Here is a 16184-nt window from a genome sequence, read left to right as displayed (position 1 = left end):
TTTAGCAGGGACCTGTGGGAGCGGGCTTGCCCGCGAAGTAGGTCACGCGGTGTCTGGCACCGGCTTCGCCGGTGTTCGCGGGCGAGCCCGCTCCCACAGGGGCCGCGGCGGGCTCGTGCCCGGTTTTCTGCACGACAGCGCAGCCCGAAGGGCTGGGTAGTCTTCTACAGGCTTCGAGCTGTGGAAGCGGGCTTGTCGGAATGCCGAAGCACCGCGAAGACGCCCCAGCAGAGGCGCTCGGTCAGGCGCGCTGGCTGAACTGCGCCAACGCCGGCAGCAGCTGTTTGTCGATGGCCTGGCGCACGGCCGGCAAAATGGTTGCGCTGCCGGTATACATCTGCTCGACCATGCCCTTGAGCGCCTTGGCATTGGGTTCGGTCAGGCCGCGTACCACCACTTCACAAGCCTGCTCGGCGCTGGCCCCGGCGGGGATGTCGAAGCCCCGGGCGCGCAGGTGGCCCAGCAGGTCGTCCTGGTCAATCAGATCCGCATGCATCATGGCTGTTGCCCCTTTTGTCGCTGTTGTTTGCGACCGATTCTGTGTCGCTTGCGACAGCCCGGCAAGGACAGATTGTCGCCATGGCTGCTTTGGCTAAGAACAGGTCGTTTACGGCTAAATCGGATCATGAGCGAGCCAGCACACTGGAGCCATTCACGGCACCCGAGGGTTTGGTCACCCTCACTTCTCGCACAGTGGATGTTGCTCGCTCTTGGCCCCGGACGCTCACGGCTTCCGGGGTTATTTTTTGCTTGACAACTGGTAACTCTGCCAGTTGTGGAGGTACTTGCCTAAGCATCTAATCGAATCTCTACTCACAGAGGTTCGAACAATGAAGCGCTCAAGTTGGGTATTTGTACTGTTGAGCCATGCCTTGCTAGCCACTGCGGGTTGCTCTGCGGTAAACAGCGCTGTCGATGGGGAACCGCGCACTCCAGCATTGCTTTTCGAACGGCCAGTGGCGGACCGGCAGGCCCTGCAGAGTCTCAGTTCCCAAGCCGGTATCTATCCATCACTGTCTGCACTGCTGGCCTCTCCTTCGTCACAGGAGGTATGGCTGGTAAACATCAAGTCCCCGCTTGTAGACGCAGACAATTCCGAGCTGGCGATCAGATTACCGGAGGGCAGCGTTGTACGCTTCAACTTGAAGCGTTTCAGTACGGTCGCCGGAATGTCTGGGTGGGTTGGCGATGTGGCGTCAGAGCGAAAGCAGCGTTACCCATCTCCAGACGAGGTGGATTTTGATCCGTTCAATTGGATCTCTCTGGTACGTGAAGATGCTCAGGTCGTAGGCGACATCCATATCGATGGCCAACTGTATCGGTTGGAGCCGATAGGCATGGGACAGCATGTATTGGTCAAGGTTGATGAATCCAAGATGCCTGTCGAAGGCGAACCCGTCATGCCCACGCCATCAAGGATGAATATTGAAGCTGGCAAAACACCCAAGTCAGCTCACAGCACGATCAGGGTGATGTTTGTCACAACCAATGAGCGCCGGGCACGTTCTCCGAACTATCGGGCCGAACTCGTGCAGGCCTTGCAAAACGCCAACCAGTACTTAATTAACAGTCACATCCCCATCACGTATGAGTTAGCTGGTTTTGTTGATCCGGACTATAGCCAAGGGACTAAAAGCCAGTGGGCAATGCTTCAAGAAATGGCTAAAGCCAACAGTGCGCTAGGTTCGAAGGTTTCGACCCAGCGCGATCTGTTCGCCGCACATTTGGTTTCGCTGTATAACACCGAGAGCTCAATCTGCGGGAATGCCTACGGTCGGTCAAGAAAGGAGACAGGGTTCAATACGATCAGTTGTACGGTCGCCCTTGCACATGAACTTGGGCACAACCTGGGGGGAGGGCATGGCCTGGTAGGTAACGACCCTAGCAAGGGTTACAACCATGGTTACCGGCACTATTCGCCAAATTTTCATACCATCCAGGTGACTTCGCATGGCGCAATTCCTTATTTTTCCAACCCGCGTCTGCAATATCAGGGGCGCGCATTGGGGACGGTACAGAACCACGACGTGGCCCGCCAGTTCTCTGAGTACAGAGAGGTTGTCGAGGCATTCTATCCGCAGGTGCGCACAATTACGCTTTATGAACACACCAATTATCAAGGCAAAACATGCAGTTTTCTGCATGTGGGAAGGACAACCACGTCGGTCCTTCAACAGTGTGGGCGGGAGTGGGCAGGGATGGTGTCTTCCGCGAAAGTTCAAGGGGTTAAACCCGGTAACTACCTATTGTTTTTAGGCCCGGGCAATCGGGTGAGCAGAAGCTACACCAGTGACAGCTACAGCGGTGATCTGAATATTCCTCAGTTCAACAGTGATCACACCCTGCCGCCGGGTATGAGGATGTCGTCGAGCGAAGGTTCACTGAATGATCGGGTCGAAGTGGTCAACACTTTCGATTAGCGTGAAATTGAAGGGCGCACGGCTGCAGGCAGCCGTGCGCCCTTCTGGAGTCTGGATGCGATCTATCGAGTCAAGCGCATGACCCTTCCTATGTACTGATTGCCTGGCGGTGGCTGGTTCTGGAGCAGGGCCTGGAGTGCATCTGCACTATTCTGCCCGAACGGCGCCGACTTCGGCCCCGCCAGGTCCACATGCAGCAGCATCTGCTCGCTGGCCGCCAGCGTTTCGTCGAAGCCTGCCCGGTGCAGGCTGTGGTAAAGGTGCAAGCGCTTCTTGTCGAAGCCGATGATCTGCGTCTGTACCCACACCTGGGTATCGAGCTTCACCTCGTGCAGGTAGTTGATGTGCGCTTCCAGGGTGAACAGCGAATGCCCGCTTTGCCCGCGGGCGTCGGCGTCCAGGCCGATGCGCTCCATCAGCGCGTCGGTGGCGTAGCTGAAAATCAGCAGGTAGTAGGCGTCGCGCAGGTGGCCGTTGTAGTCGACCCAGTCCTGGTTGACCTGGGTTCGGTAAGTGATCAGTGCGGGCATCGCAGTCTCCTCAGTCGCCGAAGGCCATGCCGTGGCTGGCCTTGCTGGTTTTCACCGCTTCCAGCACTGCCAGCAGCGTGTCGTCGCGGTAGCGCTCCAGCGCGGTGATGCTGCGCTCGCCCAGTTGCTCGGTGGTGCCTTCGACCACATCGTCGATCAGCTTTTCGGTCAGCTCCGGGGCCGGCAAGTAGGTCCAGGGCAGTTTCAGCGCCGGGCCGAACTGGGCCATGAAGTGGCGCATGCCGGCATCGCCGCCAGCCAGGGTGTAGGTGAGGAAGGTGCCCATGAACGACCAGCGCAGGCCGGCGCCGAAGCGGATCGCGTCGTCGATTTCGCCGGTGCTGGCCACGCCGTCATTGACCAGGTGCAAGGCTTCGCGCCACAGCGCCTCGAGCAGGCGGTCGGCGATGAAGCCGGGCACTTCCTTGCGCACGTGCAGCGGGCGCATCCCCAGGGCGGTGTAGATGGTTTTTGCGGCTTCGATGGCCTCGGGGCTGGTGTGCTTGCCACCGACGATTTCCACCAGCGGCAGCAGGTACACCGGGTTGAACGGGTGGCCGACCACGCAGCGTTCAGGGTGGCTGGCCGACTCGTAGAACTCGCTGGGCAAGAGGCCCGAGGTGCTGGAGCCGATGATCGCGTCTGGCTTGGCGGCGGCGCTGATCTGGGCGTGCAGTTCGAGTTTGAGTTCCAGCCGTTCAGGGGCGCTTTCCTGGATGAAGTCGGCGTTGCACACGCATTCTTCGATGGTGGCGACGAAGCTCAGGCGCTCCGGCGAGGCACCGGGGGCCAGGCCCTGCTTTTGCAGTGCCGGCCAGGCATTGGCGATGCGCTTGCGCAGGGCGGCTTCGGCGCCGGGGGCCGGGTCCCAGGCGATCACGTCCAGGCCGTGGGCCAGGGCGCGGGCGACCCAGCCGCTGCCGATGACGCCGCTGCCCAAGGCTGCGAAGGTTTTGATGTCGGTGATGAAAGGCATGTGCAACTCCTGTTTGGCTGGGGCGCTGTAGGAGCCGGCAAGCCGGCTCCTACAGTGGGATGAGTGGGTGCGGGTCAGCGGCGCTTTAGGTTCATCTTTTCCCGGCCCTCGGCCGGGCTCAGCACGCGCCCGCCCATGCGGGTGATGATTTCAGCCGCGCGCTCCACCAATTGGCCGTTGCTGGCCAGCACGCCGCGGTCCAGGTACAGGTTGTCCTCCAGCCCCACCCGCACGTTACCGCCCAGCAGCACGGCTTGTGCGGCCATGGGCATCTGCATGCGGCCGATGCCGAAGCCGGCCCACGTCACGTCGGCGGGCAGGTTGTCGACCATGGCCTTCATCGTCGTGGTGTCGGCCGGCGCGCCCCAGGGGATGCCCAGGCACAGCTGGAACAACGGGTCGTGCAGCAGGCCTTCCTTGATCATCTGCTTGGCGAACCACAGGTGGCCGGTGTCGAAGATCTCCAGCTCCGCCTTTACCCCCAGCTCGGTGATGCGCTTGGCGCCGGCGCGCAGCTGCGCCGGGGTGGAGACATAGATGGCATTGCCATCGCCGAAGTTGAGGGTGCCGCAGTCCAGGGTGCAGATTTCCGGCAGCAGCGCCTCGACGTGGGCCAGGCGCTCCAGCGGGCCGATCAGGTCGGTGCCGGCGCCGAACTCCATGGGCGTTTCGCCCGGGCCGATCTCCAGGTCGCCGCCCATGCCGGCGGTAAGGTTGACGATGATGTCCACATCGGCCTCGCGGATGCGCTCCATCACTTCGCGGTACAGCGCCACGTCACGGCTGAAACGGCCGGTGTCCGGGTCGCGAACGTGGCAGTGGACCACCGTGGCACCGGCCTTGGCGGCTTCTACTGCAGCTTCGGCGATCTGTTTCGGGGTGACCGGGACCAGGTGGCTCTTGGCGACCGTGTCGCCGGCGCCGGTGAGGGCGCAGGTGATGATGACGTCGTGGTTCATGGGGGTTCCTTGTGCTGTCGGTGTTGGCCTTTTCGCGGGCAAGCCCGCTCCCACAGGATCAATGTGATCCCGAGTCGGATGCTGTACCTGTGGGAGCGGGCTTGCCCGCGAAAGGGCCCTGTCAGTTGGCGGTGAGCTTGAGGTTGTCCGCAGCCGGCTTGCCGTCGAAGGTGGTCACCCCCTCCAGCCAGCGGGCTTTGTCTTCGGGGTGGTCCTTGAGCCACTGGCGGGCCGATTCCAGGGCGTCCTTGTGGTCGAGCAGCGGCTGCATCATGCGGCTCTCGTCCTCGGCGCTGAATTTGAGGTTGGCCAGCAGGCGGTTGGCGTTGGGGCAGCGCTGGGCGTAGTCCGGGGCGGTCACCGTCCACACCGTGGCGCGGCCTTCGTCCGGGCCCAGGGCGTCCTGGCTGTCACCCAGGTAGGCCATGTCGATGTTCACGTTCATCGGGTGCGGCGCCCAGCCGAAGAACACCACCGCCTCCTTGCGCCGTACCGCGCGGTCCACGGCGGCGAGCATGCCGGCCTCGCTGGACTCGACCAGCTGGAACTTGCCCAGGTCGAACTGGTTTTTGCTGATCATGGCTTTGATCTGGGTGTTGGCGCCCGAGCCTGGCTCGATGCCGTAGATCTTGCCGCCCAGCTCCTTCTGGAACTTGTGAATGTCGGCGAAGGTTTTCAGGCCCTTGTCGTACAGGTACCTGGGCACCGCCAGGGTGGCGCGGGCGTCTTCCAGGCTGGGTTTGTCCAGCACCTTCACCTGCTGGGCATCGACGAAGGGGGTGATGGTCTGGGTCATGATCGGGTTCCAGTAACCCAGGAACATGTCCAGACGCTTGTCGCGAATGCCGGCGAAGATGATCTGCTGCGAGGCACTGGTCTGCTTGGTCTGGTAGCCCAGCCCGTCGAGCAGTACCTGGGCCATGGCGCTGGTGGCGATAACGTCGGTCCAGTTGACCACCCCCAGGCGCACATCCTTGCAGGCGGCGGGTTCGGCGGCGAACAGCGGGGTGGCCAGGGTGGAACTGAGGGCGAGGGATAACAGGCTGCGGCGGACAAAGCGATGCATGGTGGCTCTCCATCGGCAGTACGTATTGTTATAGGGGCGGCCTCTTGCGGACCGTGTAGATACGCTACGCTGGCTCCGGGGTGGAAAATCGCACCCTGGCGACCAACAATTGCACTATGGCGACCACCTTCACGTGGAGCAGGCGATGCCGCAAACCATTCACTTCTTGTTGTTGCCGGGCTTCTCGGCGATGGGCTTCATCAGTGCCCTGGAACCGCTGCGGGTGGCCAACCGCTTTCGCGCAGCGCTGTACCGCTGGCAGGTGCTTAGCCTGGACGGCGGCGCGGTGCTGGCCAGCAACGGCATGTCGGTGAACGCCGACGGTGCGTTGGCTGAAGCTGCCGGGGCGCAGATGCTGCTGGTGGTGGCCGGCTTCGAGCCGCTGGCCTGCTACGGGGCGGCGCTGCAGCAGGCGCTGCGCCGGCTGGATCATGACAACGTGGTGCTGGGCGGCATCGACACTGGCGCCATGCTGCTGGCCGAGGCCGGCCTGCTCGACGGCCACCGCGCAACCCTGCACTGGGAGGCGCTGGAGGCGTTCAAAGAGCGCTACCCGCGCTTGCAGGCCACGCAAGAATTGTTCGAAATCGACCGCCGGCGCATTACCTGTGCCGGTGGCACCGCGTCCATCGACCTGATGCTCGACCTGATCGCCCAGGCCCACGGCAGCGAACTGGCGGTGCAGGTGTCGGAGCAGTTCGTGCTGGGGCGCATTCGCCCGCGCCAGGACCACCAGCGCATGCAGATCGCCTCACGCTATGGCATCAACAACCGCAAGCTTGTGCAGGTGATCGGCGAAATGGAAAAGCATACCGAGCCGCCGTTGAGCACATTGGAACTGGCAGCCAAAGCCATGATCACCAGGCGACAACTGGAGCGCTTGTTTCGCTTGTACCTGAGTGACACGCCAACTGGCTTTTATCTCGGCCTGCGCCTGGATAAAGCACGTCAGTTGCTGTGCCAGACGCAGATGAGCATCACGCAGGTCAGCGTGGCGTGCGGTTTCGAGCTGCCGTCGTACTTCACCCGTCGATACAAGCGACGCTTTGGCCGCTGTCCGCGCGAAGAGCGTCAGGCACTCAAACCACAGGCGCCAGATCAGAACTGATCAAGGTTGGAATACTCCCGTAGCCGGCTTTCGACCTGGTCTCGCCGTGCCTCGAATGCCTGGGGGTCGAGTTTCACGCCCAGGTGATTCAGTTGCAGGGCCAGCCGCGTGCGGGGTGCATCCGGATCGGTCGCACACCGCAGGTGAAAGATGATCGCCACGGGTTCGCCGTCGCCATCCACATCGAACGCAATGCTCATGTGCGAGCTGGCCGATGTACTGCGTAGCAGGGCGAGGTCCGGCTGTTGCAAGCCATGGAGTATGTCGCTGGCCACCCGTTTGAACATGAGGTTTGGCTTTTGTGGTGACGGAATCCAGCCTGCGAAGACGTCTTCGAACACAGCGTCCGTGGGAACGCAGGTGATGCTCTTGGTCGTCCGTTCAAACAACTTGGCCCCACAATCTTCCAGTGTCAGCAGAAAGCGACCAAGCCAGCGCTGGCCATCTTGCTGGCGGTCATGAGCTCCGTTGGCCTGCAGTTGCGACAGGCGCAAACAGGCGTGAAGATCTTCGTAGCGTTGGGCGGCAGGTTTCGCGGGCATGATGCGGGCCCTCGGGCTATGTGCAAGAGGGGAACCTGGCGCCGCAGTGCGGCGCCAGGTCCAGGTCAGATGTCGAGTGCCAGGATGTCGAACGCCTGGCTGGCCAGCTTCAGCCTGACGGCTTCGCGCATGGCTTCGAAGTGGCGAACGCTGAACGAGCCTTGTTGCGCGGCCCGATAAACGCGAGTGTTCGATTTGTCGATGATGCGGCCAGCGGAACCTGCGGCCTTTTCGGCTTTGTCGTAGCTCAGTTGAACGCTGGTCATGTGCATGATCGGAAGCCCTTGCGGCGACATCTCGCAGGCCGAAATCTGAACAGTGCTGGACTTGCCCGAAACGCTCACGCTGCTTTCTTCAAGCAGTTGCTGCGCTTTTGGCGTTTTCACGATCACTTCGAAAGAGCGCTTCACGCAGGGGCTCAGTCGATGGCTGCGGCCAATCTGGACGGTAACAATCTCGGGGGCCAGGGTTGCCAGCGTGTGGGTGTCCTTGTCGAGAGCTTCCTCTACGTGGGCGGCGCCTGTCAGTGTCCAGCCGAACTTGCCCAGGCCGTCGTTATAGAAGTTGTACCACTCGCGTTGCTGGGTTTCCTTATCGAACTTCTTGTTTGCCGACAGGTTCATCAGGCGCATGCCGTCCAGTACATCCTCGGCAACGCTGGCGGGCACATCCGGGGCAAAGATGCAGATGGTGTTGGCAACTATGACGGCGCGCTCTTCGCCTTCCTTCTTCAGGGCAGCGATCGCGCTGTCCATGTCGGTTTTGCTGATGCTGGTGGTCATATCTCGGCTTCCGATCAAGTAAATTCCAGCGCCCCGGGTGAGGCGCCCGGGAGCCACTGTGGTTCGGATCGCCATTGCAGATAAGCTGAAACTACTTCCTGCTCAGCTCGCGTTTCTACTGCTGTCCAATGGACTGCAGGTATTCCGAGCGCTCATCACTGCGCTGCGCCACGCAGGTATTCCACGCCGCCTCGAAGGCCTTGCTGCCAGGCTTCTCGGCATAGGTCTCGACCTTGCAGTCGGCATCGCGCAGCTGCGCCCACAGCTTTTCAGCTGCCTCCATGCGCCCGCTCAGCGCCGCGGCCTTGTCGCTTTCGTCGGCGTACTGGTCGCGGATGCGCTGGATCAGGTCGTCGTAAGCAGCCTTCAGTTCGCGCTCGGCGGTCTGCTTGTTGTAGGCGGCGCAGGCATAGCCCTGCTGGTCGGTTTCGACGTTGTCGCAGGGCGTGCTGTCTTCTTCGGCGGCGTGGGCGCCGCATGCTGCGGCCAGCAACACCAGCCATGCCATTGATTTCATCCGTTTTCTCCTGAACAGGCTGACGAATCGCAGGGATTCTCGCTCAGCCAACGCCTGCGCGATAGCTCCCTGACGAAATGTTCATGAAGCCCTTGTCGAGACTGAATCTCATCTGTGAGCGGCGTGCCAGAGCGTGCCCTGTCGGCCCTTGACGCTTTCGGCAAACCCCCTGTCGTTTTTGCATCGGGGCGCCTTGGAGCACAGGCATATGCTGGCCCCAAAGCGCCGGCACATGGTTCGGCGAGCCCAACTCAATAAAAGGGGACAGCCTGATGAGCCCAGCCGAACTTCACGCCGACAGCATCGTCATCGACGGCCTGATCATTGCCAAGTGGAACCGCGAGCTGTTCGAAGACATGCGCAAAGGCGGGCTGACCGCAGCCAACTGCACGGTGTCGGTGTGGGAGGGTTTCAAGGCCACGGTCGACAACATCGCCGCCAGCCAGAAGCTGATCCGCGACAACGCCGACCTGGTAATGCCGGTGCGCACCACTGCCGACATTCGCAAGGCCAAGGAACTGGGCAAGACCGGCATTCTCTTCGGCTTCCAGAACGCCCACGCGTTCGAAGACCAGATCGCCTATGTAGACGTGTTCAAGCAACTGGGCGTGGGCATCGTGCAGATGTGCTACAACACCCAGAACCTGGTGGGCACCGGCTGCTACGAGCGTGATGGCGGGCTGTCGGGCTTCGGCCGCGAGATCGTCGCCGAGATGAACCGCGTCGGCATCATGTGCGACCTCTCGCACGTGGGCTCCAAAACCAGCGAGGAAGTCATCCTCGAATCGAAAAAGCCAGTGTGCTACTCGCACTGCCTGCCCTCGGGCCTCAAAGAACACCCGCGCAACAAGTCCGACGAAGAGCTCAAATTCATCGCCGACCACGGCGGCTTCGTCGGCGTGACCATGTTTGCGCCATTCCTGGCCAAGGGCATCGACTCGACCATCGACGACTACGCCGAGGCTATCGAGTACACCATGAACATCGTCGGTGAAGACGCCATCGGTATCGGTACCGACTTCACCCAGGGCCACGGCCAGGACTTCTTCGAGTACCTGACCCACGACAAGGGCTACGCCCGTCGCCTGACCAACTTCGGCAAGATCATCAACCCGCTGGGCATTCGCACCGTCGGCGAATTCCCCAACCTCACCGAAACCCTGCTCAAACGCGGCCACAGCGAACGCGTGGTGCGCAAGATCATGGGCGAGAACTGGGTGAACGTCCTCAAGGATGTGTGGGGCGAATAAGCCGCACTCCAAGCCTGAAAGCCCCTGCCAGCAACGCCGGGGCATCCAAATACGAAAATTTTCTGGAGTTGAGTTTCCATGGCCAAGATCGCCCCGCAATTGCCAATCGAAGTCGATACCGAAACCGGCGTATGGACCAGCGACGCCCTGCCGATGCTGTACGTGCCACGGCATTTCTTCGTCAACAACCACATCGGCATCGAGGAAGTGCTGGGCGCCGACGCCTACGCCGAGATCCTCTACAAGGCTGGCTACAAGTCGGCCTGGCACTGGTGTGAAAAAGAAGCCGAGTGCCATGGCCTGGAAGGCGTGGCGGTGTTCGAGCACTACATGAAGCGCCTGAGCCAGCGCGGCTGGGGCCTGTTCAAGATCCAGGACATCGACCTGGATAAAGGCACCTGCAGCGTCAAGCTCGAGCACTCGGCGTTCGTGTACGTGTACGGCAAGTGCGGGCGCAAGGTCGACTACATGTTCACCGGCTGGTTCGCCGGTGCCATGGACCAGATTCTCGCTGCCCGTGGCAGCAAGATCCGCACCGTGGCCGAACAGGTCTACGGCGGGTCGGAAGAAGGCCACGAAGATGGCCTGTTCGTTACAAAGCCGTTGTAAGCCGGAGACCGCGTCATGGCATTCGAAGCAATGTTCCAGCCGATTCAAATCGGCAAACTGACCATCCGCAACCGCGTGCTCAGCACCGCGCACGCCGAGGTGTATGCCACCGACGGCGGCATGACCACCGACCGCTATGTGAAGTACTACGAAGAAAAGGCCAAGGGCGGCATCGGCCTGGCCATCTGCGGCGGCTCGTCGGTGGTGGCCATCGACAGCCCGCAGGAGTGGTGGGCGTCGGTCAACCTGTCCACCGACCGCATCATCCCGCACTTCCAGAATTTGGCTGACGCCATGCACAAGCATGGCGCCAAGATCATGATCCAGATTACCCACATGGGCCGCCGCTCGCGCTGGGACGGCTTCAACTGGCCAACCCTGATGTCGCCGTCGGGCATTCGTGAACCGGTACACCGCGCCACCTGCAAGACCATCGAGGTGGAAGAGATCTGGCGCGTCATCGGCAACTACGCCCAGGCTGCGCGCCGGGCCAAGGAAGGCGGCCTGGACGGCGTCGAGCTGTCGGCGGTGCACCAGCACATGATCGACCAGTTCTGGAGCCCGCGGGTCAACAAGCGTACCGACGAATGGGGCGGCAGCTTCGAAGGCCGCATGAAGTTCGGCATGGAAGTGCTGAAAGCCGTGCGCGCCGAAGTGGGCGACGACTTCTGTGTAGGCATGCGCATTTGCGGTGACGAGTTCCACCCTGATGGCCTCAGCCACGAGGACATGAAGCAGATCGCCGCCTACTACGATGCCACCGGTATGCTCGATTTCATCGGCGTGGTCGGTTCGGGTTGCGACACCCACAACACCCTGGCCAACGTCATCCCGAACATGAGCTACCCGCCGGAGCCGTTCCTGCACCTGGCGGCCGGCATCAAGGAAGTGGTCAAGGTCCCGGTGCTGCACGCGCAGAACATCAAGGACCCGAACCAGGCCACGCGCATTCTGGAAGGCGGCTATGTCGACATGGTCGGCATGACCCGTGCGCACATGGCCGACCCGCACCTGATCGCCAAGATCAAGATGGGCCAGATCGACCAGATCAAGCAGTGCGTCGGTGCCAACTACTGCATCGACCGCCAGTACCAGGGCCTGGATGTGCTGTGCATCCAGAACGCCGCCACCTCCCGTGAATACATGGGCGTGCCGCACATCATCGAGAAGACCACCGGCGTGAAACGCAAGGTGGTGGTGGTTGGCGCAGGCCCTGCCGGCATGGAAGCGGCCCGCGTGGCTGCCGAACGCGGCCACGACGTGACCCTGTTCGAGAAAAAAGAGCAGATTGGCGGGCAGATCACCATCGCCGCCAAAGCACCGCAGCGTGACCAGATTGCCGGTATCACCCGCTGGTACCAACTGGAGCTGGCGCGCCTGAAGGTTGACCTGCGCCTGGGCACCGCCGCCGACGTGGCGACCATCCAGGACCTGCGCCCGGACGTGATCGTGCTGGCCGTGGGCGGGCATTCGTTCCTTGAGCAGAACGAGCACTGGGGCGCCGCCGAGGGCCTGGTGGTCAGCAGCTGGGATGTACTGGACGGCAAGGTTGCACCGGGCAAGAACGTGCTGGTGTACGACACCATCTGCGAATTCACCGGCATGTCGGTGGCCGACTTCATCGCCGACAAGGGCAGCCAGGTCGAGATCGTCACCGACGACATCAAGCCGGGCGTGGCCATGGGCGGCACCACCTTCCCGACCTACTACCGAAGCATGTACCCGAAAGAAGTGATCATGACCGGCGACATGATGCTGGAGAAGGTCTACCGCGAGGGCGACAAGCTCGTGGCGGTGCTCGAGAACGAGTACACCGGCGCCAAGGAAGAGCGGGTGGTCGACCAGGTGGTGGTGGAGAACGGCGTGCGCCCTGACGAGCAGCTGTACTACGCGCTGAAGGATGGCTCGCGCAACAAGGGCCAGATCGACGTGGAGGCGCTGTTCGCCATCAAGCCGCAGCCGATCCTCAGCCAGCCGGGCGAGGGCTACCTGCTGTACCGCATCGGTGACTGCGTGGCCCAGCGCAACGTGCATGCGGCGATCTACGATGCCTTGCGCCTGTGCAAGGATTTCTGACCGATAACCGCCATCGCCACCGGGCGCAGTCCCTGTAGGAGCGGGCTTGCCCGCGATGGCGTCAGCTCAAGCAACTGTGTTGTCTGACCGGACGCCATCGCGGGCAAGCCCGCTCCCACAGGGGGCGGCGCTAGATTCCAGCTGTTGTGGGAGCCTCCCATGTTGAACACCCTTCTACCCATCCTGCTGTTCGCCGCTCTCGCCCTGGCGGTGCTTGGCGCTGCGCGCCGGGTGCGCATGTGGCGGCGCGGGCGGCCCAGCCAGGTCAACCTGCTGGCAGGCCTGCTGGCCATGCCGCGGCGCTACCTGGTGGACCTGCACCACGTGGTCGAGCGCGACAAGTACATGTCCAAGACCCACGTGGCCACCGCCGGCGGCTTCGTGCTGTCGGCCGTGCTGGCGATCCTGGTGCATGGCTTTGGCCTGCAGAGCAAAATCCTCGGCTACGCGCTGCTGGTAGCCACGGTGATCATGTTCAGCGGCGCGCTGTTCGTCTTCAAACGCCGCATCAACCCGCCCTCGCGCCTGTCCAAGGGCCCGTGGATGCGCCTGCCGAAAAGCCTGCTGGTGTTCGCCGCGAGCTTCTTCATCGCCACCTTGCCGGTGGCCGGCATTCTGCCGGCCGACACCGGCGGCTGGGTGATGGTCGGCATCCTCGGCCTAGGCGTCATGTGGGGTGTGTCCGAGCTGTTCTTCGGCATGACCTGGGGCGGGCCGATGAAGCACGCCTTCGCCGGTGCCCTGCACCTGGCCTGGCACCGCCGCGCCGAGCGCTTCGGCGGCGGCCGTTCCACCGGTCTCAAGCCGCTGGACCTCGAAGACCCCAACGCACCGCTGGGTGTGGAAAAACCGGTGGACTTCACCTGGAACCAGCTGCTGGGCTTCGACGCCTGCGTGCAGTGCGGCAAATGCGAGGCCATGTGCCCGGCGTTCGCCGCCGGCCAGCCGCTGAACCCGAAAAAGCTCATCCAGGACATGGTCATTGGCCTGGCCGGTGGCACCGACGCCAAATTTGCCGGCAGCCCCTACCCGGGCAAGCCGGTGGGCGAGCACGGCGGCCACCCGCACCAGCCGATCGTCAACGGCCTGGTGGACGCCGAGACCCTGTGGTCGTGCACCACCTGCCGCGCCTGCGTGGAAGAGTGCCCGATGATGATCGAGCACGTTGACGCCATCGTCGACATGCGCCGCCACCTGACGCTGGAAAAAGGCGCCACCCCGAACAAGGGCGCCGAGGTGCTGGACAACCTGATCGCCACCGACAACCCCGGCGGCTTCGCCCCGGGCGGGCGGATGAACTGGGCGGCCGACCTCAACCTGAAACTGCTGTCAGAGGTGAAAACCACCGAGGTGCTGTTCTGGGTCGGTGATGGCGCCTTCGACATGCGCAACCAGCGCACCCTGCGTGCCTTCGTCAAGGTGCTCAAGGCCTCGGGCGTGGACTTTGCCGTGCTGGGCCTTGAAGAGCGCGACAGCGGCGACGTGGCCCGGCGCCTGGGCGATGAGGCGACCTTCCAGCAACTGGCCAAGCGCAATATCCAGACCCTGGCCAAGTACCGCTTCCAGCGCATCGTTACCTGCGACCCGCACAGCTTCCATGTGCTGAAGAACGAATACGGCGCCCTGGGCGGCGAGTACCAGGTGCAGCACCACAGCACCTACATCGCCGAACTGATCGCAGCAGGCAAGCTCAACCTCGGCCAGCACAAGGGCGGCAGCGTCACCTACCACGACCCGTGCTACCTGGGCCGCTACAACGGCGAATACGAAGCCCCGCGCGATGTGCTCAAGGCTTTGGGCATCGAAGTACGCGAGATGCAACGCTCGGGCTTCCGTTCGCGTTGCTGCGGCGGTGGCGGCGGTGCGCCGATCACCGACATCCCGGGCAAGCAGCGTATCCCCGACATGCGCATGGACGACATCCGCGAAACCGAGGCCGAGCTTGTGGCCGTGGGTTGCCCGCAGTGCACTGCCATGCTTGAAGGGGTGGTCGAGCCACGCCCGCAGATCAAGGACCTGGCCGAGCTTGTGGCCGACGTGCTGATCGAAGACCAAACCCCGGCCGCCGCCAAGTCGCAGCCGGCCAAACGTGAACCTGCGGAGGTGCACTGATGAGCGACATCATCCGCCGCGACCCTCGCGCCGAGTGGATCGCCCGTAACCGCCTGCACCCGCTGCACGCGGCCATGCAAACACAGCAAACCAGCTGGATGGGCCCCAACGGGCTGATGCGCAAGAACCCCCACGCCATTGCCGCAGGCTTCACCGGCCCGGCCGGGCTCAAGCGCATCGACCGCAGTGGCGCCCAGCAGGGCACCGGTGTTGGCGGCCGGCGCACTGCCGCCGCCGAAGTGCAACTGCCGCTGCACCAGGTGGCTGAGCCTGCGTTTTACATTGCCGTGGTGCCGGACATGGTCGGTGGCCGCCTGGGCAGCCACGACCGCGACCTGCTGGGCCTGGCCCACAGCCTGGCCGGCAGCGACGGCGCGGTGCTGGCCATCGTGTTCGGCGAACATAAAGAAAGTAACTTTTCCACAGCCGGCGTCGACCGGGTGCTGGTCATCGAGGGTGAGGCTTTCGAGGGGTATGCACCGGAGCAACTGGTCCAGGGCCTGCGGGCTGTGGATAACCAGCTCGCCCCGCGCCACTGGCTGCTGCCTGACAGCCGCACCGGTGGCGGCGAACTGGGCCGGCGCTTTGCCGCCGCCCTGGGCGAGCGCCCGGCCACGCGGGTGTGGCAGGTCAAGGACGGCCAGTGCATCGGCCGAGCCGGTGCCGGCCAGCAGGATATCCAGCGCCAGTTGCCACGGCTGATTCTGGCTGCTGCCGAATGTGCGGAGCCGGTCAGCGAAACCCGCCACGAAGCCCTGCCGGTGGAGTTGTCCACAGGCGTGGCGCGCAGCCTGTCGCGTATCGAAGACCTGGGCTCGGTGGCTGTGGACCCGGCCGCCATCGCCATGGCCGAGGCCGAGTTCATCGTCTCGGGCGGCAACGGCGTGAAGGACTGGGAGTTGTACCACCAGGCCACGGCAGCGCTGGGCGCCACCGAAGGCGCCTCGCGGGTGGCGGTGGACGACGGCTTCATGCCGCGCAGCCGCCAGGTGGGCGCCACCGGTACCTGGGTCACGGCGCGGGTGTATGTGGCTGTGGGTATCTCGGGCGCCATCCAGCACCTGCAGGGCATCGGTGCCTGCGACAAGGTGGTGGCGATCAACATGGACCCGGGCTGCGACATGATCAAGCGGGCCGACCTGTCGGTGATTGGCGACAGTTCGGCGATTCTCAAGGCACTGATCGAGGCTGTGGACAACTACCGCAGCGGCGGCCAGCGCGACGCGGCATAAGGGCA

General features: G+C 63.1%; 15 protein-coding genes. 7 read left to right on the top strand and 8 right to left on the bottom strand.

Translation table 11 applies throughout. The features are described 5' to 3' along the window. Positions 1–241: 241 nt before the first annotated feature. Positions 242–499 (bottom strand): hypothetical protein, encoded by a 258-nt coding sequence (locus KSS93_RS00225; protein ID WP_217841391.1) that lies wholly within the window; start codon positions 497–499, stop codon positions 242–244. Between the two features lie 331 nt (positions 500–830). Between KSS93_RS00225 and KSS93_RS00220 the strand changes: the two genes are divergently transcribed. Beyond that, the gene (locus KSS93_RS00220; RefSeq protein ID WP_217886681.1) at positions 831–2420 is read left to right on the top strand and encodes a metallopeptidase; all 1590 of its coding nucleotides are present in this window, start codon (positions 831–833) and stop codon (positions 2418–2420) included. Positions 2421–2482: 62 nt separating this feature from the next. Here KSS93_RS00220 and KSS93_RS00215 read toward each other — a convergent pair whose 3' ends face one another. From KSS93_RS00215 to choX, 4 genes are all read right to left on the bottom strand, one after another. Then, positions 2483–2950 carry a thioesterase family protein gene (locus tag KSS93_RS00215; protein ID WP_217886680.1) on the bottom strand — a complete coding sequence of 156 codons (468 nt, stop codon included), beginning with the start codon at positions 2948–2950 and terminating at the stop codon, positions 2483–2485. A 10-nt stretch (positions 2951–2960) separates the two neighbouring features. After that, entirely contained in the window at positions 2961–3926 is a 966-nt protein-coding gene (locus tag KSS93_RS00210) for an L-carnitine dehydrogenase (protein WP_217886679.1), read from the bottom strand. Positions 3927–4000: 74 nt separating this feature from the next. Continuing rightward, positions 4001–4885, bottom strand: a complete 885-nt coding sequence (cdhC, locus tag KSS93_RS00205) for a 3-dehydrocarnitine:acetyl-CoA trimethylamine transferase CdhC (protein ID WP_217886678.1) — start codon at positions 4883–4885, stop codon at positions 4001–4003. Between the two features lie 121 nt (positions 4886–5006). Continuing rightward, entirely contained in the window at positions 5007–5951 is a 945-nt protein-coding gene (gene choX / locus KSS93_RS00200; protein WP_217886677.1) for a choline ABC transporter substrate-binding protein, read from the bottom strand. Between the two features lie 145 nt (positions 5952–6096). Here choX and KSS93_RS00195 point away from each other — a divergent pair, with 145 nt between their 5' ends. Then, positions 6097–7059, top strand: a complete 963-nt coding sequence (locus tag KSS93_RS00195; RefSeq protein WP_217886676.1) for a GlxA family transcriptional regulator — start codon at positions 6097–6099, stop codon at positions 7057–7059. On the opposite strand, the gene KSS93_RS00190 is transcribed toward KSS93_RS00195, so the two are convergent. From KSS93_RS00190 to KSS93_RS00180, 3 genes are all read right to left on the bottom strand, one after another. Then, on the bottom strand, positions 7050–7601 hold the full coding sequence (locus KSS93_RS00190) for a hypothetical protein (RefSeq protein ID WP_217886675.1): 552 nt from the start codon (positions 7599–7601) through the stop codon (positions 7050–7052). The genes KSS93_RS00195 and KSS93_RS00190 overlap by 10 nt on opposite strands. 65 nt (positions 7602–7666) lie before the next feature. Then, positions 7667–8383, bottom strand: a complete 717-nt coding sequence (locus tag KSS93_RS00185; RefSeq protein ID WP_225917271.1) for a hypothetical protein — start codon at positions 8381–8383, stop codon at positions 7667–7669. Positions 8384–8498: 115 nt separating this feature from the next. Beyond that, positions 8499–8900, bottom strand: coding sequence for a lysozyme inhibitor LprI family protein (locus tag KSS93_RS00180; RefSeq protein ID WP_217886674.1), 402 nt, complete (start codon positions 8898–8900; stop codon positions 8499–8501). 272 nt (positions 8901–9172) lie between these two features. Here KSS93_RS00180 and KSS93_RS00175 point away from each other — a divergent pair, with 272 nt between their 5' ends. The 5 genes from KSS93_RS00175 (at position 9173) to etfA (ending at position 16179) form a co-directional block, all read left to right on the top strand. Further along, positions 9173–10150, top strand: coding sequence for a dipeptidase (locus KSS93_RS00175; protein ID WP_217841398.1), 978 nt, complete (start codon positions 9173–9175; stop codon positions 10148–10150). A gap of 78 nt (positions 10151–10228) precedes the next feature. After that, entirely contained in the window at positions 10229–10759 is a 531-nt protein-coding gene (locus tag KSS93_RS00170) for a DUF5943 domain-containing protein (RefSeq protein ID WP_217841399.1), read from the top strand. Positions 10760–10774: 15 nt separating this feature from the next. Then, a complete protein-coding gene (gene dgcA / locus KSS93_RS00165) occupies positions 10775–12835 on the top strand; it encodes an NADH:flavin oxidoreductase (protein WP_217841400.1) in 2061 nt (686 codons plus the stop codon). Between the two features lie 159 nt (positions 12836–12994). Continuing rightward, positions 12995–14947: a dimethylglycine demethylation protein DgcB gene (gene dgcB / locus KSS93_RS00160; RefSeq protein ID WP_217886673.1), complete on the top strand. Its 1953-nt coding sequence runs from the start codon at positions 12995–12997 to the stop codon at positions 14945–14947. After that, positions 14947–16179: an electron transfer flavoprotein subunit alpha gene (gene etfA, locus KSS93_RS00155; RefSeq protein WP_217886672.1), complete on the top strand. Its 1233-nt coding sequence runs from the start codon at positions 14947–14949 to the stop codon at positions 16177–16179. The genes dgcB and etfA overlap by 1 nt, the downstream gene beginning before the upstream one ends. The last annotated feature ends 5 nt before the right edge of the window (positions 16180–16184 follow it).

This window comes from Pseudomonas xanthosomatis (genome assembly GCF_019139835.1).
GTDB lineage: Bacteria > Pseudomonadota > Gammaproteobacteria > Pseudomonadales > Pseudomonadaceae > Aquipseudomonas > Aquipseudomonas fakonensis.
This window is presented reverse-complemented; position numbering and strand designations above follow the sequence as displayed.